The organism is Lysinibacillus sp. YS11 (genome assembly GCF_002896375.1).
Lineage (GTDB): Bacteria > Bacillota > Bacilli > Bacillales_A > Planococcaceae > Lysinibacillus > Lysinibacillus capsici.
Map to the genome: position 1 here is coordinate 167,122 of NZ_CP026007.1, position 24,583 is coordinate 191,704.

A 24,583-nucleotide genomic window follows, 5' to 3' on the forward strand; every position below is an offset into this window, starting at 1 on the left:
AGCTCCTCTCTAACAAAGAATCTAGATGATACAGGAAGGTAAAAATTCGCTGTATAAGCCGAATTTTTACCCGTTCTACTATTTACCGCGCCCTTTAATATTGTTATCCCAGTATTCCATCCATTCTGCTTCTTTGTCAGACATTAGCTGCCAATCAATATCAAATGTTTTTAAATCTAATTCCTGATACCATTCTGGCATGGAGGCTTTGTCGATATCAGAACGTGTAGGAATTTGATAGTAATCATTAGCTAATTGTGTTACCATCTCTTTTTCAAATAAAAACTCTACAAATAGTTTCGCATTTTCTAGGTTTTTCGCATTGTTTACAACTGCTACACCGTCTACTAAAATAGGTGCTCCACTTTTAGGATAAATATAATCAAAAGGATAATCTGTCGTATATTTTTTTAACAAAATATCTTGTAGATTCCATAGGGAGACACTGCCTTCTTGACGTGTTAGCTTTAAATACAAGGCATTAGGGTCTTGTGTGTACTCCTTTGTATTGGCATCTAATTGTAGTAACCATTCATAGCCTTTATCTGGTGAATCTGCATCTTGCCGTACAATCATGGAAGAATAAATCGTACGCATTGTGCCTGACGCCAGTACACCTCTGATTAAAATTTGATCCTTCCATTTAGGATCTAATAAGTCATCCCAGTCCTGTGGACCAGTTTCTTTTGTTAGTAAATCACTATTAATCATAATTACTTCTGGTAACAGCATCTCGCCGAACCATCGTCCTTCAACATCTTTGTGTGTGGTATCAATAGAGTCAATAAAGCTCGGCTGCCAAGCATGTAGTAAGTCTTCATTGGCGCCAACAATGAGCGCTGATTGGGTTCCGCCCCACCAAAAATCTGCTTGAGGATTGGCTTTCTCTCCACGAAGACGTTCTAAAATTTGTTGAGCACCCATCGTTAGAAATTCTACTTCAATGTCTGGATATTTTTCATTAAACTGATCGATCACATTTTGCACCATTTCTTCGTCACGTCCAGTGTAAATTACTAGCTTGCCTGAAGGCGACGTTGCTGCTACTTCTGTTTTTTTACCATCCGATGCCTCGTCATTATTTGCTGCATCATTTGTAGAATTTTGCTGATCTTTGCCATTACAAGCAGCTAAAACGAAAAGCATTAACATAAGGAAAAAACCAAGAATATAGGCTTTTTTCATCAACTTCCCCTTTCTTAAAGTAAGTTACTTGCATATTGCAGTATAATACCGAAGGGGAACATTAATGTTAGAATTATTAAAAAATTACATTTGCATTCATCATAGCGAAGTGCATAATGGTAAGCAATGGCATTTCATTAAAGTTCAAAAAAACTCCTTAAAAAGGAATCATTCCATTTTTAAGGAGTTTTTTGTCGTTTTATGAATGTGCTTCTAATAAGCTATCCTTTTGTTGACGTTGTGCAACAATGGTTGGCAGCATCATACCAGCAATCACCAGTACAATCCCGATAATTTGTACAGCAGTTAAAGGTTCATGCAAAACAATAACGGAAACAGTAACAGCCACTGGTAATTCAATGGCACTTAAAATAGAAGCAAGCGCACCACCGATTTTAGGGATAGCAATTGAAAATAGATAAATCGGTAAAATGATACCGAAAAGACCTAGTGCTAGTCCGTATTTCCACAGGCCTTGCATGTATAGTTTACCGTTCCAAATAACCTCGGGGCTTAGGAAAATACTGATCAAAATAAGGGCTACAGAGGAAACGATTAATACCCTTGATGTGGTAGTCACGCCCTCGACGGGTCGAGAATTAAATTGAATAAAACATGCAAAAGTAACGGCTGCTGTAAAACCGAATAGCCATCCTTGAATAGGAATGTCACTTAAATCTACATTTAATACACCTGCAGCTAGAATCGTTCCTATAAATAAGATAACGATTGAAATTACTTCAGGTCTACTTGGTAATCTTTTATGGAGGGCACAATCAATCAGTAGACCAATCCATGTAAATTGGAATAACATGACTACTGCAAGAGAAGCAGGAAGATACTTTAAAGATTCTCCGTACACGATACCTGTTGTCCCTGTAAAAATTCCCGCGCATATTAAAATAAGTAAGCCCTTCTTGGACGGTCTTGGTAATTTTCTGTCAGTAAAAATAAAGATGGATATTACGAGTAAAAAGCCAATAATATATTGGCTTGATACAGCCTCCGCTGATGTAAAGCCATGCTGCATAGCTACTTTGACAATAGTTGACAAGATCCCGTAACTACTAGATGCAATAACAATCAAAAGAGGGTAAATCAAATTGTTTTTCATATATTAGTTATTCACTTCCTAAAACTGTTTAACCATATGGTGAAAAGGCTCATCAATAATTGACCAAGGCTCCGTAATAACAAAGCCTAGTCGTTCATAAAGACGGCGAGCTTCTTCTTTTTGGGTTTCAACATTTAATGATAATTTTGTATAGCCACGCTGCTTTGTCAGCTCTTCAGCAAATTGTAATAGCAATGTTCCGATTCCTTTACCACGTGCAGCTGGTGCAACACAAACTGTATCAATGTAAGCCTCATCTTCATGGGCTTCTTGGTCAATAACAATGGATGGCGCATTTTTTGCTTCAAGCCATTTAACAAGGTTAGCGTCCATGTGAACGGCTTGTTCGCCGTGATAATAAACGAGAATCCCCAAAATCTGTTCATTTTCAGTAGCAACAAAAGTATTTAAATAAGAATGTCGATTGTCTTCTTGGTGAAAAAGAACAGTCAGCTCTCGTATAACAGCCTCCGTTGATTGCTCACCAGTTAAGCGATTAGCAATATCGCCAATGGCGTCGATAATTAAAGGCACAACGGCATGGGCATCTTGTGGTTGCGCTTGTCGAATTGTAATACTCATTTGATAATCCCTACCTTTCTATAGGCAAGTATAACAAAGATAGGGGATGACTCAAGTTATCCATCCTCTCATAAAGAAATGCCAAAAGTAAAAACCTTTATAGAATGACAATTTTCGTGTTAATCTATAATGACTAGACTTTCAGGAGGACTATCATGACAAAGCAAGAGAAGGATTTTATATTAGTCTATGGAGATGCTTTTATTGACTATATTGCTGATGATGTAACAAACACATCATTTACTAAATATATGGGTGGCGCAACGGTCAATGTTGCAGCGGGTATTAGCCGCATTGGTGCGCCTTCCGCATTAATTACAATTACGGGGGATGACGAGGGCTCGCAATTTGTGCGAGATGGGCTTGCCCAAGAGGGTGTGAAACTGGATTATGCCGTATTTGATCCAGCAAAACGAGTAAGTGGTGTATATGTGCATCTAACAGAAGCATGTGAGCGAATTTTTAAGGATTATGTTGATGAAACACCTGATTTACAAGTTGAACCATCACAGCTAAATGAAGCAGCTTTTAAGCATGCCTCTGCTTTAACGGTGTGTTCAGGCACAATGTTCCATCCAACAGCTCTTGCTACAACACGAGCTGCAGTAGAAATGGCTAAGGACAAGGGTGCGATTATTGCAATGGATGCAAATATTCGTCCTTTACGTTGGAGCAGTGAAGAAATTTGTCGAGATACGATTACATCATTTTTTGAGGATGTCGATATTTTAAAGGTGACGGATGATGAGCTATTCTTCCTGACAGAGACAAGTAGCTTAGAAGAAGGTATCGAGCAATTAAATAGCTATTTAGTGCCTATTATTTTAATTACCGTAGGAGAAAACGGGACTTATGCAGTCCTTAATGGTGAAGTTATACATGTACCGACTGAGAAAGTAGTGCCTGTGGATACAACAGGTGCGGGAGATGCATTTATGGCAGGTGTCCTACGTGATGTCCATTACAATGGTTTACCTACAACAAAAGAAGAACTAGTGCGTTGTACAAGCTTTGGCAACAAATTAGGAGCGTTTGCCGCAACAAAAGCAGGTGCTTTAACGGCTCTACCATATTATGAGGATATTAAGCATTTACTAAAATAAACATGTGAGGCGTGGAGAATATGGGGAAAGACTACGATGTTTTAGTAAAGGATCAACTGTTCTTTGGCGGTGCAAAAGATGCAGAGGCTGCATTTACACAAGAATCCGTTGATGTTGTGATAGATGTTCGTGTTCAAGGGCTATCCCCTCAAGACCAGGAGACAGTTCCTTATTCTTATAAACATATGCCTATAGCAGATGAAGATAGTGAGGTAGCATCATCCATTCAACAAGTCGCGCAAGAAGTTGCTATAGCCTTTGAGACAGGGCAAAAAGTATATGTTCACTGTGGAAGTGGTGGTGGACGTGCAGGTGTTGCAGCTACTGCTATATTAATGGAGTTGGGAATGGCTGATTCATTAGAAGCAGCACAGGCAGCTGTCAAAAAAGCTCGTCCATTGGTGACGATACGCCCTAAAATGGAAGACGCGCTGCAAAAACTTTATAAATAATTGAGAAGATGTACTAATTAAGGTACATCTTTTTTATGATGTAAGAGATACTTTGTTCTATACATATTAGAACAAAGTTGTTATAGTTAATGTATAACAAATAATGAGGTGATCTGTATGATGGAGGAATTAGCAAAAGTTCCATGGGCAGTAATAGCACCGCTCATCATCGTTCAAATTATTTTGATGATTGTAGCACTTATTGATTTACGAAAAATTCATGCAACAAACGGCCCTAAAATTCTTTGGGTGTTTATTATTCTTTTTGCTAATCTATTTGGATCAATTGCGTACTTTATAGTGGGGAGAAAGCAGTCATGACAACTTTACTTCAAGTTATAGGTTTGACCAAGCAATTTGCAGAGCACAAAGTTGTAGATGCTATTCATTTTAACTTAGAGGAAAAAACTTCTACGGCTTTAATTGGTCCAAATGGAGCTGGCAAGACAACCACTTTATCTATGTTAACGGGGCTTTTAAGACCGACTGCTGGAAATGTAAAGATGCTAGGTAATGATTTACGTTCGAATATAGGTTTTTTACCCCAATATCCACAATTTCATCCTTGGTTAACTGCGTTAGAGTTTACAGAAATGGCTGCAAAATTGAATGGTGTAGCAGCCAAAAAGGCTAAATTAGAAGCACAAAAAACCTTAGAATTTGTAGGGTTAGGGGACGTCCAACATAAAAAAATAGCCTCTTTTTCAGGTGGAATGAAGCAGCGACTAGGTATTTCCCAAGCAATAGTGCATAAGCCTAAATTACTGCTATTAGACGAACCTGTTTCAGCATTAGATCCAGTTGGCCGTAGAGAAGTACTTGATTTATTAAAAGGACTACAGCAAGAGACGACTATTTTATACTCAACGCATATTTTAAATGATGCTGAAGAAATGACAGATCAACTATTATTCTTGCAAAATGGAAAACTAGTAGAGCAGGGAACATTACGTGAAGTACGGCAACGTTTTGATGAGCAAAATTATGTCATTGAATTTGGCAGTGAAGAAGAGGCTAAGCTTTTTGCAAATTCCTCTAATCATGTAATAGGTTGTAATGTGTATATTGAGATCGTGAATGAAGAGCCGACGATGAAAATGTTGTTTCAACGGTTAAGTGAATGTCCTTATACAATTAGAAAGGTAGAGCGACAGACAGCATCTTTGGAAGAAATTTTCATGAAGGTGGCGAAAAAGGCATGAGAGGATTCAATGTACTTCTGCAAAAGGAATTTAGAGAAGCATGGCGGAGTTGGAAGTTTCTATGGATTCCTCTAGTGTTTGCTCTGCTTGGAATGAGTGATCCACTAACAAACTATTATATGATGGATATTTTAAATGCTGTTGGAAATGTTCCAGAGGGCTTTGAAATGTTGATGCCAGAATTAATGCCACTGGATTTAATTCAAGCTTCTATCGGGCAATTTCAAACAATTGGCTTATTGGTGATGATGGCTTCGTTTGTAGGAGCTATTAGTAAGGAACGTGCTAATGGTATGGCAACATTACTATATGCTAGGCCTATATCATTTGGCGCATATTTTTTGAGTAAATTTGTTGTTATGAGCACCATTTGTTTTGTTAGTATTTTAGCTGGGTTTGGTGCAAGTGTCTATTATACAACTATTCTATATGGAACGTTGGACGTGGGTGCACTGTTAGTAAGCTTTTCTACGTACTATATTTGGTTGCTATTTGTGATAGCTGTTACGTTAATGATGAGTGCCAGCTTTAAAACAGTTATTGCTACAACATGTGCATTTACAGTGATCTTTGTTGGGCAAATTATCGATATGATTATAGGAATCTTTTGGACAATATCTCCGTGGAAACTAGCAAGCTACGGAATTGCAAAATTTCGAGGAACAATAGAGATGTCAGATTACTGGTGGAGCTTAGTCATTACGCTAGCATTGACAATTATCTGCATCGGCATTGGTATCGTGATGATGAAAAGAAATGCGTCTATGACAAAAATCTGAAGAGAAAACGGTAAAAATCCATTTTTACCGTTTTTTATTTTAAATCATCCTACCATTTATAAGCAAAATCAATCCTACAAAGAACATAATCCAAGAAAGGGTCGAGCTTGTTCTTTGATCAAAAAGCGTTTGAATTTTTCTTAAAGGTTTATTCATAAATCGGCGGAATAATAGATGAAAGCATAGTAGGATGATCCCTGGTGCAATCATTACTAAATTGTATCCTGCCAATAAAGGTAACCATTCATAAAACACTATTTGATTACTCGTTAAAATACCTATTGCCGCGAAATAAGGAAGAGCGGTTGCAACTTCTAAAATAGAAGTTGTGAAACCTAAAGCTACCATAGAGCTCACATGTAAAGATTTTGGTTTAGGGGATCCATTTGCCTTTCTTTTTGGAACTAACCAACTGCCAATAAATAAAATTCCCCCTACTATGGTCATGATTAATCGAGCTGAGTAACTATCTAGCAAATTAGAAATAGGGTTGAATATGACACCTAGACCTAATATTAAAAAAATCCCAGTACTAAAGTAAAACAACCCAACAGTCATTAAATAGGTTAATAAAAGGCGGATCTGCTGTTTTTTAGCCACAAGCAATACATAGACGGATACGCCAATTATAGAAGGACTAAACATGTCTAACAAAGCTAAGGTACCAATCAGTAGCAACATTTCTATGTTCATGATTGTGATTTTCCTAACGCCTGTTTTTTTGTTTCATAAACATGAAAAGCCTGCTCTATAAAATGTAGAAATTCTTCCTCTAAAGGATATAATCCAATTTGTTCAGATTTATAAGTAGATTTTCTTATGGTCCACATCTTCTCTAAAAATTCATCATTTCCGTTATATTCTACCTCGGCTTTTTCCATCATTCGTTTAATAATAAACTGAACGGAATCGGCTTCAGGACTTTCCTTATGAAGCTGCTTTAATTGACCTAATAAACCAATCCACTCTAAAGAATTAGGATCATTTTTATTTAAATTGGGTAATTTTCTAAGTAGTTCCATTTCTGTAGCTGCAAAAATCTGCTGGCGGAAGGCTTGCTTATTATCTCGTTCTTGATTTGAAAGCTTAATGTACTTTTGGATAAGGGACTCTGTCAACCCACCTTCGATAGACGAAGCATTCTTTAATCCAAGAATAGTGTTCTTCATTTGCTGTAGTTTCTTTTGCTCTTCTGCTACAAAAGCTAACTGATGGTCTAAACTTGCTTCCCAGTTCCATGAATTATTGATAAGTGTCTGAATTTCTTTCAACTTGAAGCCCAATGCCTTTAAAAATACAATCTGTTGTAACGTTTTGAGCTCGTTCTCTCCGTAAATCCTATGTCCCCCCTCAGTCTTTGCTATAGGAAGTAACAAGCCGATCTCCTCATAGTAACGTAACGTTCGAACAGAAATGCCAGTTTGTTTTGATACATTGTGAATCGTAAGCAAGGTAATCACTCCTCCTCTCTGTTAATGACATTATATAAAATGACGTAACGTCACTTTCAAGAGGGATTGTAAAACTCCTTTCTTGGAATCTCTATAACTTAGGAATATAATGGGTGTGTAACTCGAAATTTGTCAAATAACTCGGAAAATATATAGACTACTATAGAAAGAAGGGACATGAAAAGTGGGAACTGAAAATTCCGATCGTTTCCTGACAGCGTTTAATCGAATAGATCATAGACTGAGAGATATTGTAGGTGCGAAGGATTTTATGCCTTTTTATCGGCTGATTGATCAAGCAAAGAAAAAGGATGTCTTGGTGAAGAAATATGAAGATGATCTCCGCTCATATGCAGACTTACGAAATGCGATTGTGCATCATCGTACATCATTACATTATGTGATTGCAGAGCCACATACTGATGTTGTAGAACGAATTGAATACATAGATGCTACCCTTGCTAAGCCAACGCTTGTGGGGCAAATGTTCCGTAAAAGAGTATTGATTTTTCAAGAAAACGATTCTTTAAAACATGTTTTAAAAGTGATACGTCAGCGCAAATATACACAATTTCCTGTTTATTATAATAAGCAGTTTAAGGGGCTAATCACAACAGTAGGAATCACAAATTGGCTTGCGTCAAAGATGGGTGGTGATCATTTACCGAAAAGAATACCAACACTGCATGATATCTTATTGCATGAGAAAAATAGAGTGAATTACAAATTTGTCAGTAGAACGATATCCATCTATGAGGCTGAGGAAATATTTAAACAAGGAGTCGAAAGAGGGAGACGCTTTGAGGCATTATTAATAACGGAGCATGGTCAACCACATCAAAGATTACTCGGTATTATTACGCCCTTAGATATTGTCAAAATTGATTAACAAAAAAACGAGACTAGACAAGCATTAAGGGCTTGAATGTCTCGCTTTATCTTTTAAGCTGATGTACAAGGAACCATTTGTTTGGACTTGAGCAAAATAAACTTCTTCTACAGAATGCACATTTTGCTTTTTCAATTTCTTTATTACCCAGTCTTCTGTCAGCTCAAGTTCAACAATATTCTCGGTAATAAGTTGACCATCAGAAATAACTTCAGTAGGAAGGTAGGTAGGTGGTGATACATCGGCTTTAACATCCTGCTTTGTAGCCACTTGTTCAGAGGTTTTTTGTAGCACACTGAGCTTTCCATTTGTTTCTAGTAAAGCATACTCAACATCCTGTACGGAGAAAATGGCTTGTTCACGTAACATCATTGTAAGCTCATCTAGATGAAGACGGTTTTTTTGTAGTGCTGATTCTAATATAAGACCCTTTTGAATAACAATTGTTGGTTTATCATCAATGAGAACGCGAGCTTTTTTAGATTTAATCGTAATAACGGTCATCAAATACGTTAAAGCACTCCACCAAACGAGGGAAATCATACCATCTAAAAATGGTGTTTCTTCCTGAGAGGCAATCTCTGAAGCAATCGACCCAAATGTAATACCTGTAATGTAATGGAAAAATGTTAACTGGCCTAATTGTTTTTTTCCAAGTATACGTGCCAGAATTAGTAAGGCAAAAAACGAAAGTGTTGTTCGTAGAATCATTTCCCAAAAGTGAGCATGAATAAAACTTTCCATGCATATATCAACTCCTTTTACAGCTGTCGAACTATAGCTTGTGCAAAAAGGTCGATAGTATGCGACAATCATGTTTAAACAAAATAAGAGTGAGGTGGCAACATGAATAAACATTTAAATGTAACCAATCCAATCTATCCAATAATGATTGCAATCGGTGTTGCTCACCTAATTAATGATACGATGCAAGCTGTTATCCCAGCGATGTTTCCGATATTTAAGAGTGAATTAGGATTGACCTTTACACAAATTGGAATGATTTCTTTTGTATTAAATATATTTGCTTCTGCATTGCAGCCTGCGGTAGGCTTTATCAGTGATAAAAAACCAATGCCTTATGCTTTACCTATCGGTATGATTAGTTCATTTATAGGGATTGCTATTATAGCGTTCACAACGCAGTATTGGATTATTATTATTGCGGTATTATTTATAGGCTTCGGGTCAGCTATTTTTCACCCTGAGGGATCGAGAGTTTCCTTTATGGCAGCTGGATCTAAACGAGGACTTGCGCAGTCTATTTATCAAGTGGGGGGAAATTCAGGGCAAGCACTAGCACCATTAATTAGTGCTTACATCTTTGATATTTTAGGGCAACGTGGGGCTGCGATCATATTAGTAATTGCAACGTTTGGTATTATTTTATTAAGTAAAATTGCTACATGGTATAAAAAACAATTGGAGCAGGAGCGTGCAACTAAGAAAAAGCGTGTACTCGTCTCAACATTGCCTCCATTAACAAAGAAACAAGTAGGAATCGCATTAACATTATTATTTACAATTATTTTTGCACGATCATTTTATACAACAAATATAACAAGTTTTTATGTATTTTATCTAATGGATCACTATGAGGTCAGCCTTCGACTAGGGCAAATATTAATATTCACCTTCATGGCATTTGGTGTAGTAGGTACCTTTTTTGGAGGTTCTTTATCAGACCGTATTGGTAGGAAAAATGTCATTATCCTTTCTGTAGTTGGCCCTATGCCATTTTGTTTAGCACTGCCATATGTACCATTATGGGCGGCTATGATATTTTTAGTTATTATTGGTACGTTGATTATGATTAGCTTCTCCGTAACGGTGGTCTATGCGCAAGAGTTAGTCCCAACAAAAATTGGCACCATGGCAGGTTTAACAACAGGATTTGCTTTTGGAATGGGCGCAATAGGGGCAATGGTTATCGGCGTTTTAATGGATCATAAAGGCATTGATTTTACAATGATTGTTGTTTCATTATTACCTTTATTATTACTAGTTGCCTTCTTCTTACCGAAAGATAAACCAGCTTCAGCTGCTGTCTAATAAAAAAAACGCGTATCTACGCGTTTTTTTATTGTCTTAATGGAGCTAAAAATTCTGCTGGCAATTTTTCCTGATCAATTACATAGCCCTCTGAAATATGAACTTCATGCATTTTATCGTTGTAAGTAAATTTAAAGATGCCATTGTCAAAATCTGTGCCAATTTCTTTGAAGAATATACCTTCAATTGATACATACTTAGGACATGTAAATGCTACTTTAAAGTTCTCCTGTTCTTTAATTAAGTAAGCACGTACTCCTTTTTCATATGTTTCATTTGCATCATCATCGGTTGGGCGTTGAACAGCTACGATATGAAAATCAACAAAAGGAACTTCCTTTAACAGTACGTTTAAGAACGAACCTTTAGTGATTTCCTCCCAACGGCTTTGTGCGCTTTGCCCTACGATAATTTGTGAAATACTATAATTCTTCGCGACCTCTGCAATAACCTTTTGTATGGGGCGTTTTTCATTATCTTGCAAAATAAATTTTTCAACCTCAAGTTCATCTGATAACTTTTTCCATTGCTCTATATAACTAGATTTCTCTGCGTCAAATGCATCAAGGGGTTGCGAATCGACTGAAAGAATATAGAGTGGGCAATCAAGCATTGTGGCCATCTTATGACCACGACGAATCAAACGTTCGCCATTTAAGCCGTAATAAACACAAACTAATATACTTTCATCTAAACGCCCTTTTACATGCTTCATAAAAAATGTACACCTCTTATCTGTTGGTATTTTGTTAATTTCACTGTTGATTTTGAAAAAATTATCCTAAAACAGCTAAAATCGATGCTGTTACAGTGCATTATGCTCATTTATATTGTATACTTAAAAATGTATAAAAGTTAACGAAAATGTATTGGAAAACCCTTGAAGGATTAAGCTTAAATCGATAATTAGAGATTATTTAATTTATGCATTCTGTGCATCTATGCTAATTTGCTTTCATATGCCACACTATTATGCAGTGAGTTAAATAGATAGTCAAGTGTCTTCATTATGCTGATATTAACTGAGTTGTAACTGTATAAATTATCTGATTTTCCACAAGTTATTTAGGCTTGCATCGGGTTAGAAGTGACTAAATAACTAAAATAACCGTTTTTATAAACAATTAGGCACTTTAATACCCCACCACATTCCATTAAAAAATTTCAAGAATACATCTAATATGTTCCTTAGCTTGAACAAATTTCTAAAGTCTTAGCACTTTACATGCCCATCACCACAAAAATTTGCTAGATGATTTAGATAGTAGGAGGTTTTCATTTGGTCACAGTTCTCATTGCGATACTTTTGCCATTTGTTTGTGCTGCTCTAATTCCATTGCTTTACAGGCGACTAAGGCGTGTCACACATCTTGGCTGGTTTGTTTTATCTGTTCCATTCATCTTGTTTCTTTTACTCGCTCGCTATATTCCTCAATTAGCCGAGGGTAAAACCTTTATTCATACATATGAGTGGATTCCCTCTTTTAATATAAATTTCACAACTTACCTAGATGGACTCAGTATGATTTTTGGTCTGCTGATTACAGGTGTAGGTAGTTTAGTCATTTTATATTCTATTTTTTATTTATCAACGAAAGAATCTCTTCATCATTTTTACTGCTATTTATTACTATTCATGGGCGCTATGCTTGGCGTTGTTTTTTCAGATAACCTAATGGTATTATACACATTTTGGGAATTAACAAGTGTGTCATCATTCCTATTAATCGCATTTTGGCATCATAGAAAGGCTTCACGGGCAGGTGCTAAAAAAGCGATGATGATTACCGTCTTTGGCGGACTCTCAATGCTTGCGGGTTTCTTAATGCTCTATGTAGCTTCTCATACATTTAGTATTCGTGAAATTGTAGCTAATGTAGAGGTTATACGAGATCATACCTTATTTACGCCAGCGCTTATTCTAATTTTACTAGGGGCTTTTACAAAATCTGCACAATTTCCATTCCACATTTGGTTGCCTGATGCTATGGAGGCCCCAACACCTGTTAGTGCTTACTTACATTCCGCAACAATGGTGAAGGCAGGCATTTATTTAGTTGCTCGTTTTTCACCGGTTTTTGGAGGAGAGGCAGTATGGTTCTGGCTAGTTAGTGTTATCGGCCTAGTTACATTATTCTGGGGCTCCTTTAATGCTGTCCGTCAGACGGATTTAAAAGCATTATTAGCCTTTTCAACAGTGAGTCAGCTTGGTTTAATTATGAGTCTCTTTGGTCTTGGGTCTGTTGGTCATTATTATGGCTATGAGGAAAACTCAATTCTTTACACCCAAGCAAGCTTTGCAGCGCTATTTCACCTTGTGAATCATTCGACCTTTAAAGGAGCTTTATTCATGATGGTTGGAATTGTCGATCATGAAGTAGGTACTCGTGATATTCGTCGTTTAGGTGGCTTAATGTCTTTCATGCCTATCACTTTTACAATTGCTGTGATTGGTAGCTTCTCAATGGCAGGACTGCCACCATTTAATGGCTTTTTAAGTAAGGAAATGTTTTTTGCAGCAGTATTGGCTATTCGTGATGTAGAAGCATTCTCTATTGCTGATATAGGGCTGTTTTTCCCTATAGTAGCATGGGTGGCAAGTATCTTTACCTTTGTCTATAGTTTGATTTTAATTAGTCGTACATTTTTGGGTAAACTACAGCCAGAGAAGATTGATAAAAAACCACACGAAGCTCCTCTTGGCATGTTAATATCGCCAATTATTTTATGCTTGTTGGTAGTTGGTATCTTTTTCTTCCCTAATATATTAGGTCATTATATTTTAGAGCCTGCTATGGCTAGTATTTATCCAACATTCCCAACTACAAGTGAGTTAACACCACATATTCATGCATGGCATGGCATCAATGCAGAGTTATTGATGACAGTAGGTGTCATTATTATTGGAATTATCTTATTTAAAACATTAAAAAGCTGGAAGCCACTTTATCGTCTATTTTCACAAAAGTATACGTTTAATACGTATTACAATCGAATGATAGAGATGAGTGAAAATGGCTCACAGAAGCTTACCAATAAATATATGACAGGTAATTTAACACATTATTTTGTCTATATATATGTATTTTTTGTTGCACTTATCGCTGGTTATTTTGTTTGGTCAGATGCCATGACCTTTAATTTTGACAAAGATTCCGCTATAGAATCCTACGAGTTAATCCTTGTGTTTGTCATGATTTTTGCTGCTGTTTGGATGATTTTCGCAAAGGGTCGGGTGACAGCCATGTTGCTAAATGGTGTACTAGGCTATTCTATTGCTTTCTTCTTTGTTATTTTCCGTGCACCAGACCTAGCTTTAACACAATTAGTTGTTGAATCGGTCACAACAGCTTTATTCCTTTTATGTTTTAAATATTTGCCAGATTTAATGCCAGAGCTACCACGTAAAAGGGTTCAATGGTCAAAAGCATTGATTTCTATTTTTGTTGGTGCAACTGTAACTATTGTTGGTTTAGCCGTCGTACACTATGATCGCTTTGAACCAGTGGCTACTTACTTCAATGATGCCTATGAATTGGCTGGCGGTTCCAACATCGTTAATACAATACTAGGGGATTTCCGTGCTTTTGATACGATGCTAGAGGTTGTTGTTCTTCTAATTGCTGGCTTAGGGGTCTATGCTCTGACAAAGCTTAAGCCTCGAAAGGAGGAAGCAGATCATGAAAATTAATGATGTGATTTTAAGAACCGTCACCAAAGCCGTTGTGTTCATTATTTTAACACTCGGCGTGTATTTATTCTTTGCTGGGCATCATGCTCCTGGAGGTGGCTTTATAGGTGGTCTGGTGTTAGCCTCAGGCATTGTTTTGTTATATCTAGCCTATGATATTGAAACTGTTCATAAAGGGATGCCTTTCGACTTCAAAAAAGTTGCAGCTCTTGGTGTATTGCTTGCAACTGGAACAGCAATAGGTTCGTTGTTTTTTGATGTCCCATTTTTAACACAAGCACATACGTATATAGATGTTCCTATCTTTGGGAAAATGGGCTTTTCAACTGTCACTATTTTTGAAGCAGGTGTGGCTTTAACAGTGGTGGGGGTTGTTGTAACAATTATTTTAAGTATAAGTGAGGATGAGTAGCCAATGGAGTCTTTAATACTTGTTTTAGTAGGTATATTAGTAGCTGTTGCGACGTACTTAATCCTCTCGAAGCAGTTATTGCGTGTTATTTTAGGCACCGCTGTTTTATCTCATGCTGCCCACTTACTGATTTTGACTATGGGAGGTTTAAAAAAAGGGGATGTCCCGTTATTAGGAGAATCAGAGGGACCATATACAGATGCATTACCTCAAGCATTAATATTAACAGCGATTGTGATTAGCTTTGCTGTCACTGCTTTTGTTCTCGTTTTAGGGTATCGCGCGTACAAAACAAATGGTTCAGGGAATTTTGATGAATTGAGAGGTACGCCTGATGAGTAATATGATTGTTTTACCATTAATTGTACCAGTAATTACTGCTATTTTACTGGTGTTTTTAAAAGAGCATGTGACGCTACAACGTATCATCAGCTTATTGACATTGAGCTTTATTATTATCATTAGCGTCATTTTATTAGTAGAGATTCAAGAACAGGGTGTGATGCGCATTGATTTTAGTGGATGGGCACCACCATTTGGAATCTCATTTGTAGCCGATTCATTTGCGACACTATTAGTGTTAGTTGCAAATATTGTAGCCCTCATTTGTATGCTATATGCAATTTTTACAATGGAGCTAAGATATGAAAAAATGTATTTTTATCCATTTACCTTGCTGATGATAGCAGGTGTCAATGGCTCATTTTTGACGGGCGATATTTTTAACTTATTTGTGTGTTTTGAAGTAATGTTGCTCGCTTCCTATGCATTGATTAGCTTAGGTGGCGAAAAAATTCAGCTACGTGAAGCATTGAAATATGTGCTCATCAACATTGTTGCCTCTTGGATTTTCTTAGTGGCACTAGCTTTTCTGTATGGAACGGTAGGCACATTAAATATGGCACATATTTCAGTTCGTGTAATGGAGGCAGGAGCTAATCCTCTTATTACAACAGTAGCGCTTATTTTCTTAATCGTCTTTAGCTTGAAGGCTGGACTTTTATTATTCTTCTGGTTGCCAGGATCTTATAGTGTACCACCAACTGCCATTGCTGCTTTATTTGCTGCTTTATTAACAAAGGTAGGGATGTATGCACTTGTACGTTCCTTTACATTGCTGTTCCCTAACAATCCTGAAGTCACACACACAGCTCTTGGCATCATGGCTGGACTCACAATTATAGCAGGCTGTATCGGTGCACTTTCAGGTCGTGATGTTAGAACAATAGCCTCTTACAATGTACTAATTGGCGTTGGTTTTATAATAATTGGGCTAGCTGTAGGCACAGAGTCAGCCTTACAAGGTGTTATCTACTATTTAATGCACGATATGATAGCTAAGGCTATGTTGTTCTTAGCTGTTGGCATGATGATATATCTCACTGGGGAAACAGTAATTGATAAGATGAGTGGACTTATTCGTAACTACCCCTTTTTTGGATGGTTGTTCTTTATAGCAATGTGTTCACTAGCTGGTATACCCCCACTGAGTGGTTTTTTAGGAAAGGTTTTAATTGGACAAGGTGCGATAGAAGGTGGCCATTTCGTTCTATTAGGTCTAGGGTTTTTCTCTAGTTTAATTGTTTTATATTCATTGTTAAGGATATTTCTTTCTTCCTTTTTCGGCGAAACCATTATTAGCTTAGAGGATGAAAAACCTTTACCTAAACGTATATTGTTGCCATTAACATTACTAGCTGTTTGCACATTTGGGTTAGGTATTGGGGCAGAAAAACTGGCACCATTTGTCACAGATGCAGCTGAAACACTTTATACACCATCTATCTATATCGATGCAGTTTTAGATGGCGAACAATGGCAAGGTGAGGTGAATAAATAATGGCGATGCAGTTTATTTTAAATTTATTTATCGCAACACTTTGGTTACTTCTACAGGATGAAGTGACACCACAATTTTCAACATTTTTAATGGGTTTTGTTGTAGGTATGGGTATTCTATATGCGATGCATCGCTTTTATGGTACTCAATTTTACATGAGGAGAGTCTTTTCCATTATCAAGTTATTATGGCTGTTTAACTGGGAGCTATTTTTATCAAGCTATAGTGTATTAAGACAAATCACTACACCTAAGCTAAATATTACACCGGGTATTTTCACATATAAAACTGTATTAGAGGGTGATTGGGAGATTACAGCTCTTGCCTTACTGTTAACGTTAACACCTGGCTCTGTCGTCATGGAGGTATCGGAAGAGGGAGATGTCTTTTATATTCATGCTATGGACATCGAACAGTCAAAGGATGCTGTTATACGATCAATTGGAAAATTCGAACAAGCAATAATGGAGGTGACACGCTAATGATTAACAATATATTACTTCTTGCACTTGCTTTCTTCAGTATTTCCATTGCGCTGTCGTTATATCGTGTTATCCGTGGTCCGTCAATGCCTGATCGAGCGATAGCTCTCGATACAATTGGTGTTAATTTATTATCGGCTATTGCGATTGTCTCTATTATATTGAAGACTAAAGCATATTTAGAAGCTATTCTTATTTTGGGGATTTTAGCGTTTATCGGAACGATTGCATTTACAAAATATATAGAAAGAGGTGTGATTGTTGAACGTAAATCAAATGATTGAATGGGCAGCAGTTATCCTTATTCTTATAGGTTCCATTGTGAGTGTTATTAGCGCATTTGGGATGATTCGCCTACCAGATGTCTATACACGATCACATGCTGCTACGAAAAGCTCTACATTATCGGTTTTAACCTGTTTGTTAGGAGCGTTTATCTATTTCTGGGTGCATGACGGTTTTGTTAGTGTACGGCTCATTTTAGGTATTCTTTTCGTCTTTGTGACAGCACCCGTTGCAGGGCATTTAATTTGTCGTGCTGCCTATCGTTCTCGCGTTCCATTAGCAAAGGACTCTGGTGAAGATGAATTAAAGTCAAAATTGTTCCCTGAAGAACATACGATAAAATAGAAGGAGGACTGTTTGCCCTAAAGCAAACAGTCTTTTTAGTGCAAAATAATGAAAATAGTAGAACTGCAAAATTGATGAATAGATTCTTCAAAGAGAGTGGCGAAATCCCTGCACAAAAGATGAGAGAGCACTGGCTTAAGATAGCAAACATTGGACATTTCTTAACATTCAAGTGGATTCTAAATAAGTGAAAGGGAAGTTGATTGGTTAAATCAACTTCCCTTTCAAATTATTCTTGAAAAACTAATTGATACCCAGAGCCTCTTACCATAACGATTTTAGCTGTATGACCTGGAATCGTTTCAAGTTTTTTTCTTAAATTGCTGATATGAACTCGTAAGGCTTGTGTTTGTCCAAAGCTATCCTCGTCCCAAATAAGTCGGTACAGCTCAGCAGCTGGAAAAGCTTGATTGCAATGCTGTGCTAAAAAGAATAAAATTTGGAATTCCTTTGTTGATAAAGTTAATACAGTATCACCAATTGAAACTTTTCCTGAGTGTATATGGAAGTGTAATGTATGAATAATTTTGATTCCTTCATTTACGGAAGTATGTTCAATTGGTTGCATCAACTTTTTATGTTGCCTTCGTTCAAGTAGCCGCTCAATTGTTTTTAAGAGTCGGTTGTGGTCAATGGGCTTTAAAATATAATCTATAGCCTGTACATTAAAGGCCTCTAAAGCATAATTTTCGTAAGCTGTAACAAAGACAATATCTATATAGCTTGAGACATCTTCTATTTTAGAAGCAAATTCAAGTCCAGTCATTTCAGTCATTTCAATGTCTAAAAACAATATATCAGGTTTTAGCATATCAATATTTACTAAACCATCTTTTGGATTCTGGAAGGTTCCAATAATCTCAATAGAGCCACTTGCCTTTAGCATGGATTCTAATAAACGAATGGCTAAAATTTCATCATCTATAATAACTGCTTTTAACAAGCTGCTCACATCCTCTATAAAGTAATTATTGGAAATCTTATTTCAACAGTCGTTCCTTTGTTTTCGTGGCTATCAAAATGGATAGTAGCGTTGTCGAATTTTTTTAATCTTTTGGAAATATTTAAAATACCAATGCCTTGACTAGCTGTTTTCTCACCATTTTGAATTTGCCTTAAAAGCTCTGAAGATATCCCAATGCCGTTGTCAATCAGTTGGAAAATCACCATATGCTCTTCCTGCCTTATAACTAATAGTAGCTCGCTAACCTCTTTCTGACTTTCAAACCATGAAGAAGGGCATTCTCTACTAAAGGCTGAAGCAGTAAAGGAGGAATAAGACATTGGATAGGCTCATCCATGCAAATATTAAATTCTAATTGCTCAGGATATCTAGTACGATGAATATTTACATATGCCTCAATAAGACTAAGCTCCTTTTCCAAAGGGACAAGACTGTTGGCATTTTCAAAGGCAAAACTGTTACGTAAAAATGTAGCAAAATCTGTAATCATTGCCCGTGATTTATCTAAGTCTAAATAGCTTAGGGACAGAATGGAATTTAAGACATTATAAATAAAATGCGGTTTTATTTGTGCTTGTAAAAACGCAGTTTCCATTTTCACAGCTGTTTCTGCAGACTCCTTCAATAAAAGAAGATTGCGAACCCTTGTCATTAGCTCGGTAGCATCTAAAGGTTTATGTAAAAAATCATTTGCTCCAGATTGAAAGGCTGCAATCATATCCTCTGGGCGAACCGCCGCAGTCAACATTAGAATAGGTAGCTCTGTAGACGTGTAATGTTGCCTAACCTGTTGACAAATCTCATAGCCAGAAATTGTGGGCATCATTATATCTAAAATTAATAAATCAATACTAGGTTGTTGTGTAAGGTACTCAAAAACATGGTGTCCATTATCAATTGCTATAATGGAATAGTTTTCTTGTGTCAATATATCTATTAGTACTTTTAAATTAACAGCATCGTCATCTACAATAAGAATTTTTTTCTTTCCTATTTTCTCAACAATATGTGGGAATGTTAGGAAAGGATGCTGGTATGTTTGGATTGGCATGGATGGTAATTCCTCATTTGTCGGCTGACCTTTTCGTAATTTGAATGAAAAGGTAGCGCCTTGTCCGACAATAGAATCAACAAATATTTTCCCACCCTGCCGCTCGACAAGCTCCTTTGTAATATGTAAACCTAATCCACTGCCACCAATTGAATAATTGAATTGTTGGAACGGGTTAAAAATGGTTTTTAAATTTTCTGGTGCTATCCCACACCCAGTATCCTTAACTTCAATCACAAGGAATGACTGTTTCTCATAACAAGTTATATCAATTTTTCCTTCATTTGTATACTTCACTGCGTTATGAATTAAATTATATAAAATTTGGCGAAGACGGTTTTCATCAGCTTGGACAAAGGTTCCCCGTTCTATATGATTATAAATTTTGACATTCTTGCTAATCGTGTAGGAAAGCACTTCTACAGTCATATGTGTAATGGCATATAAATCAACAGATGCCATCCGCAATGTTAATTCATTCTCCTTCAGCTTTGAAAAATCAAGTAAATCATTGACTAAATAGGATAGACGTTCTGCAATATTGAAAATAAGTGATACTTTTTCTTTTTGTTCGTCCGCTGAGATAGGTAAACTATTATCCTTCAGCATAGATTGTGAAATGCCTATAATGCCATGTAAGGGCGTTTGGAATTCATGAGATGTTTTAGCGAGAAACTCATCCTTTAATTTATCTACACGTATCAGTGCCTCCGTTAGCTTGCCTTTTTCTAAATAAGAATCTGCAAAACGATGAGAAATATATAGGGAAAGCATTGTCAGGCAAATAAATGGCAACAATGGTGGTAAAGCACTCAGTTCAAGATTAATATTTGTATTTAAAGTAGCAACGATAAAATAAAGCAAAATGGCTAGAGAGCTTAATGTTAAATACATTACTCCAGTAGCACGTTTGTAAATTGCTATAATTTGTACATAGAAGATATAAACAATATTTGCGAATACATACAATGAGTTGATATTCTGAAATAGTGAATTAATGGATGTTGGAAGTAATGCAACCAGCATTAGAAGGGTACCTATTGCGCAAAACACTTTCACAACTAAACGATTCATATGTTTTATTAGAGCACGGTAAAAATACAACAATATAAAAAGGCCTACAGCTATACTAGAGATCATTTGCATTTTCTGAAATGGAGCATAGGAAATATTTATAAAGTCTAGTAATAGCTTTTCGCCATGAGTAAGGGTGTAAACCCCACTTGCGAAACAAAATATAGAGAAGTAAAGCTGTTCTATACCAAATTTTGAATAAAGATATGAGCCAAAAAAGTAGATAAACATTGTTAAAAAACCTGCTAAGGTAATTAAATCGTAGAATATGGCACCCTCTCGAAGCTTTGCAATACTAGATTGATCCCCCAAAAAAATGGAGCTAATAATTCCTCCTCCTGGTGCATAATCAAAATTGGCTACATGAACAATCAATTCAAGTTCTTTTTTATCAGGCGAAAAATAAGCGGTATATGGGGTATTGTGGGGTATATAGCTGCTATCCTCAGCTGGCTCTCCACTATGTCCAACTCGCTTTCCGTTAATATACAATGCGTTCGACATTCGAATGTTACTCGTTTTAATTCCTAAAATATCTTCGGTATCATCGATTAAAACCTTGAGACGATAAGTCCCACTTTCAAATACAGGTATTTGTTGCCCATCAATTGTATATTTTGTCCAAGCTGAAGGGACATTAACAAGATAGCTTTGATAGGAATCAAAGGCTTCACCGTCCACTAAATGATTCGGGATAAATTCCCACTCCCCATCTAATTTGATAGGCGTATTATCGTGAAATGAATGATGACGTAAATCCATCACACCTTCAATCGCTTGCGGCCCATGCGACTTAGGTTGAGTTAAGAAAAAGGTAATGCCTGCTATCAGCACTGAGCCAATAATAATTGCGAACAATAACGATAATTTTTTCATCGTAAAAATCCCTTTCAAATGATTTATTTGGATTATACAAGATAACTTACGGCATTAATACAAAATTCCTACTAGCGATGAAATCTAAATATTGCGAGCTTAAAGGATGGCGATAATCTCTATCTCTGAACTGTTGAAATTAAGTTGTTTTTATGATGGAGGAATAAATAATGCTAAAACGGAAAATAGTAAAGTTACTTTGTAAAATGAATGAAAACAAAAATAAATTGACTTATCAGAAAATTATGCATATAATATTTAGCTAAAATTTTTTTAGTTTATCTTGATTATTATTTCAAAAGAGTATATCTTAATTAGCAGATAGATTTTTTATTCTTCAACATGAATAAATATCCAATCAACTATATTCGAGAAATGTATTCTCATACACAATAAATTATAAATAAAAGGAGTTACAATTTATGAAGAACAAGTTATTCATCATGATGCTGGTACTAGTAATAGGTGTACTTGCAGCATGTGGCACTAAAGACAATAATGCAAGCGATACAGGATCTACTACGGATACAGAGGGTAAGCAAGTATTAAAAGTTGGTACATCAGCTGACTATGCGCCATTTGAATATGTGGATGCAGCAAAAGGCGAAGAAATTATTGGATTTGATATTGATCTAATCAAATTAGTTGGAGAAAAAATAGGCGTTGATATGCAAGTGCAAGATATGGACTTTAACAGTTTAGTGCCAGCACTACAAGCAGGGAAAATTGATGTCGTTATTTCTGGTATGACACCGAATCCAGAGCGTGAAAAAGTGGTAGATTTCTCAGATAAATATAATGAAACAGAGCAAGTAATCCTTGTTAAAAAGGATAGCGGTATTAAAAAAGAAGCTGACTTAGCTGGTAAAAAAATAGGTGTACAAACTGCATCTATTCAGGAAAACTTAGGTAATGAAATTGCGAAAAAGGTTGATGTAACAGTAGAAGGACGTACGCGAATCCCTGAGATTGTGCAAGATATGATGTCTAAACGTTTAGACGCAGGTATTTTAGAGGGTGGCGTTGCGAAAGGCTATTTAAAAACGAATGATCAATTAGAGGCTTTCCCAGTGGAAGAACAGCCTGAAGATTTCAAAGCAATCGCTGTTCCAAAAGGAAGCGATTTAAAAGATAAAATTAATAAAGCTTTAAAAGAGCTAGCTGAAGAAGGCAAAATCAAAGAGTTAGAAGAAAAATGGTTAGAAAAAGTTGAATAATAATTGCGTGCGATAGCTCTACTTTTAGGCTATCGCTTGTGCTTTTCATTATTATCCTTTAAGCCTCTTCTAAATTTGTGTTTGGTACAAAAAACAAAGCTACATCATGATGAAAAAGAAAGGAGGGAGCGCTGTGAATTTAGATTTTACAGCTATCGTTCCCTCTATTCCTTATATTTTAAAAGGGATAGGTGTTACACTTCAAATTGCAATCGGTGCATCCATCATTGGTTTTATCGTAGGTATACTTTTAGCATTATGTAAAATTGGTAAAGTGAATTTTTTACGTTGGTTTGCTGATTTCTATACGTCGATTTTCCGCGGTACACCTCTTGTATTACAATTACTAATTATTTATTATGCAGTACCGCAATTACTAGATATACAAATTGAGCCTATTCCAACAGCTATTATTGCTTTTGGTTTAAACTCAGGTGCATATATTTCAGAGATTATCCGTGCTGGTATCAATGCAGTTGATAAAGGACAAATGGAAGCTGCACAAGCATTGGGGATTCCATATGCAAAAATGATGAAGGATATTATTATTCCGCAAGCAGTAAAAAATATTTTACCATCCTTAGTAAATGAATTTATTACATTAAATAAAGAAACAGCAGTTGTGACAGTAATCAGTGCATTAGATATTATGCGTCGTGCCTACATTGTAGGAGGTTCGACCTACCGTTATCTTGAGCCATTACTTTTTGCAGGGGTAATCTATTACATCATGACGCTTGTTTTAACGTTCCTTGGTAAACGAATCGAGAAAGGAATGAGAAAAAGTGATTAAAATTGAAGATTTACACAAATCTTATGGGCAGAATGAAGTATTAAAGGGTATATCAACTGAAGTTAAAGAAAAAGAAGTAATTGCTATTATTGGACCTTCAGGATCAGGTAAATCGACATTTCTTCGTTGCTTAAATTTATTAGAAACTCCGACAAGTGGGAAGGTAACGATTGCAGGGGATGTCCTGACAGATAAAGGGACAAATATAATGAAAATACGTGAAGAAGTAGGTATGGTATTTCAGCATTTTCATCTTTTCCCTCATAAAACTGTGCTTGAAAATTTAACATATGCGCCAATCAATGTGAAGGGTTTGGATAAGGCTACAGCTATCAACAAAGCAGAAGAGTTATTAAAGAAAGTAGGTCTGTTTGAGAAGCGTCTAGAATATCCAAATCGTTTATCGGGAGGACAAAAGCAACGTGTTGCTATTGCGCGAGCACTTGCCATGGACCCTAAAGTTATATTATTTGATGAGCCTACATCGGCACTCGACCCTGAAATGGTTAAAGAGGTATTGGCTGTTATGAAAAACCTCGCAGATTCTGGGATGACCATGTTGATTGTGACACATGAGATGGGCTTTGCTCGTGAGGTTGCTGATCGTATTCTTTTCCTTGATGGCGGCAAGCTCATTGAGGATGCTCCTCCAGAACAGTTTTTTTCAGCGCCATCAACACAGCGTGCAAAGGATTTTTTAGAGAAGGTTTTATAATAAAACAACAGGCATTTAGCTTCTCCGTT

General features: G+C 36.5%; 27 protein-coding genes. 17 read left to right on the forward strand and 10 right to left on the reverse strand.

Annotated elements, in window-relative coordinates; translation table 11 throughout:
* Positions 1 to 78: 78 nt before the first annotated feature.
* From LBYS11_RS00835 to LBYS11_RS00845, 3 genes are all read right to left on the reverse strand, one after another.
* Positions 79 to 1,185, reverse strand: a complete 1,107-nt coding sequence (locus LBYS11_RS00835) for an extracellular solute-binding protein (RefSeq protein ID WP_048395791.1) — start codon at positions 1,183 to 1,185, stop codon at positions 79 to 81.
* Positions 1,186 to 1,384: 199 nt separating this feature from the next.
* Positions 1,385 to 2,299: an EamA family transporter gene (locus LBYS11_RS00840; RefSeq protein WP_103117265.1), complete on the reverse strand. Its 915-nt coding sequence runs from the start codon at positions 2,297 to 2,299 to the stop codon at positions 1,385 to 1,387.
* Positions 2,300 to 2,317: 18 nt separating this feature from the next.
* On the reverse strand, positions 2,318 to 2,881 hold the full coding sequence (locus LBYS11_RS00845; protein ID WP_103117266.1) for a GNAT family N-acetyltransferase: 564 nt from the start codon (positions 2,879 to 2,881) through the stop codon (positions 2,318 to 2,320).
* A 155-nt stretch (positions 2,882 to 3,036) separates the two neighbouring features.
* Here LBYS11_RS00845 and LBYS11_RS00850 point away from each other — a divergent pair, with 155 nt between their 5' ends.
* The 5 genes from LBYS11_RS00850 to LBYS11_RS00870 all read left to right on the forward strand — a co-directional run bounded on the left by LBYS11_RS00850 (position 3,037) and on the right by LBYS11_RS00870 (position 6,417).
* Positions 3,037 to 3,984, forward strand: coding sequence for a carbohydrate kinase family protein (locus LBYS11_RS00850; RefSeq protein WP_054548551.1), 948 nt, complete (start codon positions 3,037 to 3,039; stop codon positions 3,982 to 3,984).
* A gap of 20 nt (positions 3,985 to 4,004) precedes the next feature.
* Entirely contained in the window at positions 4,005 to 4,436 is a 432-nt protein-coding gene (locus LBYS11_RS00855) for a protein-tyrosine phosphatase family protein (protein ID WP_048395783.1), read from the forward strand.
* A gap of 117 nt (positions 4,437 to 4,553) precedes the next feature.
* Complete coding sequence (locus LBYS11_RS00860; RefSeq protein ID WP_081010918.1) at positions 4,554 to 4,757, forward strand: PLDc N-terminal domain-containing protein; 204 nt, start codon at positions 4,554 to 4,556, stop codon at positions 4,755 to 4,757.
* Entirely contained in the window at positions 4,754 to 5,638 is an 885-nt protein-coding gene (locus tag LBYS11_RS00865; RefSeq protein WP_054548550.1) for an ABC transporter ATP-binding protein, read from the forward strand. Before LBYS11_RS00860 ends, LBYS11_RS00865 begins: the two co-directional genes overlap by 4 nt.
* Positions 5,635 to 6,417: an ABC transporter permease gene (locus LBYS11_RS00870; protein WP_103117267.1), complete on the forward strand. Its 783-nt coding sequence runs from the start codon at positions 5,635 to 5,637 to the stop codon at positions 6,415 to 6,417. Before LBYS11_RS00865 ends, LBYS11_RS00870 begins: the two co-directional genes overlap by 4 nt.
* A 39-nt stretch (positions 6,418 to 6,456) precedes the next feature.
* Here the strand turns inward: LBYS11_RS00870 and LBYS11_RS00875 are convergent, their stop codons facing one another.
* Both LBYS11_RS00875 and LBYS11_RS00880 read right to left on the reverse strand, forming a co-directional pair.
* Positions 6,457 to 7,110: a GAP family protein gene (locus tag LBYS11_RS00875; protein ID WP_103117268.1), complete on the reverse strand. Its 654-nt coding sequence runs from the start codon at positions 7,108 to 7,110 to the stop codon at positions 6,457 to 6,459.
* The gene (locus tag LBYS11_RS00880) at positions 7,107 to 7,877 is read right to left on the reverse strand and encodes a MerR family transcriptional regulator (RefSeq protein WP_233732282.1); all 771 of its coding nucleotides are present in this window, start codon (positions 7,875 to 7,877) and stop codon (positions 7,107 to 7,109) included. The genes LBYS11_RS00875 and LBYS11_RS00880 overlap by 4 nt, the downstream gene beginning before the upstream one ends.
* 175 nt (positions 7,878 to 8,052) lie before the next feature.
* Between LBYS11_RS00880 and LBYS11_RS00885 the strand changes: the two genes are divergently transcribed.
* Complete coding sequence (locus LBYS11_RS00885) at positions 8,053 to 8,757, forward strand: CBS domain-containing protein (protein WP_048395772.1); 705 nt, start codon at positions 8,053 to 8,055, stop codon at positions 8,755 to 8,757.
* A gap of 24 nt (positions 8,758 to 8,781) precedes the next feature.
* On the opposite strand, the gene LBYS11_RS00890 is transcribed toward LBYS11_RS00885, so the two are convergent.
* Positions 8,782 to 9,501, reverse strand: a complete 720-nt coding sequence (locus tag LBYS11_RS00890) for a DUF421 domain-containing protein (protein WP_081010917.1) — start codon at positions 9,499 to 9,501, stop codon at positions 8,782 to 8,784.
* 102 nt (positions 9,502 to 9,603) lie between these two features.
* On the opposite strand from LBYS11_RS00890, the gene LBYS11_RS00895 reads away from it, so the two are divergent.
* Positions 9,604 to 10,809, forward strand: a complete 1,206-nt coding sequence (locus LBYS11_RS00895) for an MFS transporter (protein WP_054548546.1) — start codon at positions 9,604 to 9,606, stop codon at positions 10,807 to 10,809.
* Between the two features lie 28 nt (positions 10,810 to 10,837).
* On the opposite strand, the gene LBYS11_RS00900 is transcribed toward LBYS11_RS00895, so the two are convergent.
* Positions 10,838 to 11,524, reverse strand: coding sequence for an adenine nucleotide alpha hydrolase family protein (locus tag LBYS11_RS00900; protein WP_036075307.1), 687 nt, complete (start codon positions 11,522 to 11,524; stop codon positions 10,838 to 10,840).
* 564 nt (positions 11,525 to 12,088) lie between these two features.
* Here LBYS11_RS00900 and LBYS11_RS00905 point away from each other — a divergent pair.
* From LBYS11_RS00905 to LBYS11_RS00935, 7 genes are read left to right on the forward strand one after another with little or no spacing between them, the layout of a single operon-like run.
* Positions 12,089 to 14,500 (forward strand): Na+/H+ antiporter subunit A, encoded by a 2,412-nt coding sequence (locus LBYS11_RS00905; protein WP_048395768.1) that lies wholly within the window; start codon positions 12,089 to 12,091, stop codon positions 14,498 to 14,500.
* Entirely contained in the window at positions 14,490 to 14,912 is a 423-nt protein-coding gene (locus tag LBYS11_RS00910; RefSeq protein ID WP_004233141.1) for a Na(+)/H(+) antiporter subunit B, read from the forward strand. The genes LBYS11_RS00905 and LBYS11_RS00910 overlap by 11 nt, the downstream gene beginning before the upstream one ends.
* Positions 14,913 to 14,915: 3 nt before the next feature.
* Positions 14,916 to 15,254, forward strand: a complete 339-nt coding sequence (locus LBYS11_RS00915; RefSeq protein WP_004233143.1) for a Na(+)/H(+) antiporter subunit C — start codon at positions 14,916 to 14,918, stop codon at positions 15,252 to 15,254.
* Positions 15,247 to 16,752 carry a Na+/H+ antiporter subunit D gene (locus LBYS11_RS00920; RefSeq protein WP_048395766.1) on the forward strand — a complete coding sequence of 502 codons (1,506 nt, stop codon included), beginning with the start codon at positions 15,247 to 15,249 and terminating at the stop codon, positions 16,750 to 16,752. The genes LBYS11_RS00915 and LBYS11_RS00920 overlap by 8 nt, the downstream gene beginning before the upstream one ends.
* The gene (locus tag LBYS11_RS00925; protein WP_048395764.1) at positions 16,752 to 17,234 is read left to right on the forward strand and encodes a Na+/H+ antiporter subunit E; all 483 of its coding nucleotides are present in this window, start codon (positions 16,752 to 16,754) and stop codon (positions 17,232 to 17,234) included. Before LBYS11_RS00920 ends, LBYS11_RS00925 begins: the two co-directional genes overlap by 1 nt.
* Complete coding sequence (locus LBYS11_RS00930) at positions 17,234 to 17,518, forward strand: Na(+)/H(+) antiporter subunit F1 (RefSeq protein WP_004233151.1); 285 nt, start codon at positions 17,234 to 17,236, stop codon at positions 17,516 to 17,518. The genes LBYS11_RS00925 and LBYS11_RS00930 overlap by 1 nt, the downstream gene beginning before the upstream one ends.
* On the forward strand, positions 17,496 to 17,864 hold the full coding sequence (locus LBYS11_RS00935) for a Na+/H+ antiporter subunit G (protein ID WP_048395761.1): 369 nt from the start codon (positions 17,496 to 17,498) through the stop codon (positions 17,862 to 17,864). The genes LBYS11_RS00930 and LBYS11_RS00935 overlap by 23 nt, the downstream gene beginning before the upstream one ends.
* 229 nt (positions 17,865 to 18,093) lie before the next feature.
* On the opposite strand, the gene LBYS11_RS00940 is transcribed toward LBYS11_RS00935, so the two are convergent.
* Genes LBYS11_RS00940 through LBYS11_RS00945 form a run of 3 tightly spaced genes read right to left on the reverse strand, consistent with a single transcriptional unit; the run spans position 18,094 to position 21,829 of the window.
* Positions 18,094 to 18,807, reverse strand: a complete 714-nt coding sequence (locus LBYS11_RS00940) for a DNA-binding response regulator (protein WP_048395759.1) — start codon at positions 18,805 to 18,807, stop codon at positions 18,094 to 18,096.
* 14 nt (positions 18,808 to 18,821) lie between these two features.
* Entirely contained in the window at positions 18,822 to 19,034 is a 213-nt protein-coding gene (locus LBYS11_RS23365; RefSeq protein ID WP_233732285.1) for a sensor histidine kinase, read from the reverse strand.
* 20 nt (positions 19,035 to 19,054) lie between these two features.
* Complete coding sequence (locus tag LBYS11_RS00945; RefSeq protein ID WP_233732288.1) at positions 19,055 to 21,829, reverse strand: response regulator; 2,775 nt, start codon at positions 21,827 to 21,829, stop codon at positions 19,055 to 19,057.
* Between the two features lie 422 nt (positions 21,830 to 22,251).
* On the opposite strand from LBYS11_RS00945, the gene LBYS11_RS00950 reads away from it, so the two are divergent.
* From LBYS11_RS00950 to LBYS11_RS00960, 3 genes are all read left to right on the forward strand, one after another.
* Entirely contained in the window at positions 22,252 to 23,046 is a 795-nt protein-coding gene (locus LBYS11_RS00950; RefSeq protein WP_004233155.1) for a transporter substrate-binding domain-containing protein, read from the forward strand.
* Between the two features lie 133 nt (positions 23,047 to 23,179).
* Positions 23,180 to 23,839, forward strand: coding sequence for an amino acid ABC transporter permease (locus tag LBYS11_RS00955; protein WP_036075291.1), 660 nt, complete (start codon positions 23,180 to 23,182; stop codon positions 23,837 to 23,839).
* Positions 23,832 to 24,554 (forward strand): amino acid ABC transporter ATP-binding protein, encoded by a 723-nt coding sequence (locus tag LBYS11_RS00960; protein ID WP_054548544.1) that lies wholly within the window; start codon positions 23,832 to 23,834, stop codon positions 24,552 to 24,554. Before LBYS11_RS00955 ends, LBYS11_RS00960 begins: the two co-directional genes overlap by 8 nt.
* The last annotated feature ends 29 nt before the right edge of the window (positions 24,555 to 24,583 follow it).

Bases quoted from the DNA above. Each gene is read 5' to 3' on its own strand.
- LBYS11_RS00835 (WP_048395791.1), bottom strand. From the start codon at position 1,185: ATGAAAAAAGCCTATATTCTTGGTTTTTTCCTTATGTTAATGCTTTTC.
- LBYS11_RS00840 (WP_103117265.1), bottom strand. From the start codon at position 2,299: ATGAAAAACAATTTGATTTACCCTCTTTTGATTGTTATTGCATCTAGT.
- LBYS11_RS00845 (WP_103117266.1), bottom strand. From the start codon at position 2,881: ATGAGTATTACAATTCGACAAGCGCAACCACAAGATGCCCATGCCGTT.
- LBYS11_RS00850 (WP_054548551.1), top strand. From the start codon at position 3,037: ATGACAAAGCAAGAGAAGGATTTTATATTAGTCTATGGAGATGCTTTT.
- LBYS11_RS00855 (WP_048395783.1), top strand. From the start codon at position 4,005: ATGGGGAAAGACTACGATGTTTTAGTAAAGGATCAACTGTTCTTTGGC.
- LBYS11_RS00860 (WP_081010918.1), top strand. From the start codon at position 4,554: ATGATGGAGGAATTAGCAAAAGTTCCATGGGCAGTAATAGCACCGCTC.
- LBYS11_RS00865 (WP_054548550.1), top strand. From the start codon at position 4,754: ATGACAACTTTACTTCAAGTTATAGGTTTGACCAAGCAATTTGCAGAG.
- LBYS11_RS00870 (WP_103117267.1), top strand. From the start codon at position 5,635: ATGAGAGGATTCAATGTACTTCTGCAAAAGGAATTTAGAGAAGCATGG.
- LBYS11_RS00875 (WP_103117268.1), bottom strand. From the start codon at position 7,110: ATGAACATAGAAATGTTGCTACTGATTGGTACCTTAGCTTTGTTAGAC.
- LBYS11_RS00890 (WP_081010917.1), bottom strand. From the start codon at position 9,501: ATGGAAAGTTTTATTCATGCTCACTTTTGGGAAATGATTCTACGAACA.
- LBYS11_RS00895 (WP_054548546.1), top strand. From the start codon at position 9,604: ATGAATAAACATTTAAATGTAACCAATCCAATCTATCCAATAATGATT.
- LBYS11_RS00900 (WP_036075307.1), bottom strand. From the start codon at position 11,524: ATGAAGCATGTAAAAGGGCGTTTAGATGAAAGTATATTAGTTTGTGTT.
- LBYS11_RS00910 (WP_004233141.1), top strand. From the start codon at position 14,490: ATGAAAATTAATGATGTGATTTTAAGAACCGTCACCAAAGCCGTTGTG.
- LBYS11_RS00915 (WP_004233143.1), top strand. From the start codon at position 14,916: ATGGAGTCTTTAATACTTGTTTTAGTAGGTATATTAGTAGCTGTTGCG.
- LBYS11_RS00920 (WP_048395766.1), top strand. From the start codon at position 15,247: ATGAGTAATATGATTGTTTTACCATTAATTGTACCAGTAATTACTGCT.
- LBYS11_RS00925 (WP_048395764.1), top strand. From the start codon at position 16,752: ATGGCGATGCAGTTTATTTTAAATTTATTTATCGCAACACTTTGGTTA.
- LBYS11_RS00930 (WP_004233151.1), top strand. From the start codon at position 17,234: ATGATTAACAATATATTACTTCTTGCACTTGCTTTCTTCAGTATTTCC.
- LBYS11_RS23365 (WP_233732285.1), bottom strand. From the start codon at position 19,034: ATGGTGATTTTCCAACTGATTGACAACGGCATTGGGATATCTTCAGAG.
- LBYS11_RS00945 (WP_233732288.1), bottom strand. From the start codon at position 21,829: ATGAAAAAATTATCGTTATTGTTCGCAATTATTATTGGCTCAGTGCTG.
- LBYS11_RS00950 (WP_004233155.1), top strand. From the start codon at position 22,252: ATGAAGAACAAGTTATTCATCATGATGCTGGTACTAGTAATAGGTGTA.